The sequence below is a fragment of the Spirosoma migulaei genome (assembly GCF_054776855.1).
The window spans coordinates 1-1427 of the sequence record NZ_BAAHBG010000056.1 but is presented as its reverse complement, the minus strand read 5'-3'; the positions used below and the strand labels follow the sequence as shown (position 1 = coordinate 1427).

The window sequence follows — 1427 nt, the reverse complement described above, 5'->3', positions numbered from 1 at the left end:
TTTGGGCTCGCTGAAAAATATGATTTTTCCGGCGTTGGGACAAACTTAGCTGCTTCGTTTTTTGCCGATGGGCCAAGATCTGCTCTTGGCGACCCCAGTACGCATCCGCTGGCCGTACGTTGTCCAATGATTCATGGTACCGTTGATGATTATAGTAGTCTACCCACTCCGTTAGACGGGTTCTTAGTTCATCCGGACTATAGTAGTGTTCCAATAGCAGGACGTTTTTCATGGATCGATGATACCGCTCAATCTTTCCTTGGGTCATAGGATGAAAGGGAGCGCTACGAATATGATCGATGCTTTCTCCTTTCAGATACTCCTTTAGATACCGAGACACATAAGCCGACCCATTGTCGGACAGCATACGAGGCCGCTGGCCACTTTTCAGACTACTCGCTTTCAGAGCGGCTTGCACGGTTCGCTCCACATCTGTCGCCTGCATGCCTGGACAGAGTTCCCAAGCTAAAATATAGCGAGAGTAGTCATCCAGCACTGTCGACAGATAATACCATCCCCAATTCTTTATCTTGAAGTACGTAAAGTCGGTCTGCCAAAGTTGATTGGGTGCCGTGGTCGGATTATAGAAGTGGTCAGCCGCTTCCATCAACCGATAAGCAGGGGTAGTGATTAGTCCCCAACTTTTGAGAACCCGGTAAACGGTCGATTCCGACACAAACCACTGCTCATTGTCAACAATATAGCAAGCCAGTTCGCGACTGGAAAGGTCAGGGCGATCTAAAGCTAGCTCAACAATTCGATTTTTTTCAGCGATTGGTAGTTGATTCCAGATGCTTGTCCGACGGCAAGGCTGATCGGCCAAGCCATCAAAGCCATCGCTTAAATAACGCTTATACCAGCTGTAAAAAGTAGCTCGGTTGATCCCCAGTTCCCGTAACGTGGCCTTTACGCTCAGGGGTGACTGTTCGACTAAGCTTATAATCTCCATTTTCTCGGACTGAGTCATGTGATGATCGGGATTAGTCGTCGGCCTTAAGGCTTTTTTTTAATACCCGATTCTCCAAGCTTAGTTCGGCTACCAGCTGTTTAAGAGCCTCATTTTCGGACTTGATGGACTGCACTTCGGGAGCGGTGGCTTCCCGTGTTGTGTCACCTGCTAATCGCTTTTTCCCTGCTTTTAGAAACTCTTTACCGCTTCGGCGGTCCGATCCAGCGGTAATAAATGTTGGTATTGAGCCCTTCTCGCCGACAAATCTCGGCTACTGACTGTTCGCCTTGTAGGCCTTCCAGCACAATCCGGATCTTTTCTTCAGCGGTGTATTGTCGTCGGGTTTGTCGCTGAATGTCTTTGATAATGGATAAAGCAGGCTTGCGCTCGGCAGAGGTGGGAGATTGAGAGGCTGTACGCTTGGCTTTGGATGTTTTGGCCGAATTGGACATAATTAAGGAGATTTGAGTGAAACAAT

General features: G+C 48.3%; 1 pseudogene. It reads right to left on the bottom strand.

What is annotated here, in order from left to right:
- Positions 1 to 1401, bottom strand: a pseudogene (locus ACYVGO_RS38740) (IS3 family transposase); the annotation flags it as partial.
- Positions 1402 to 1427 lie beyond the last annotated feature (26 nt).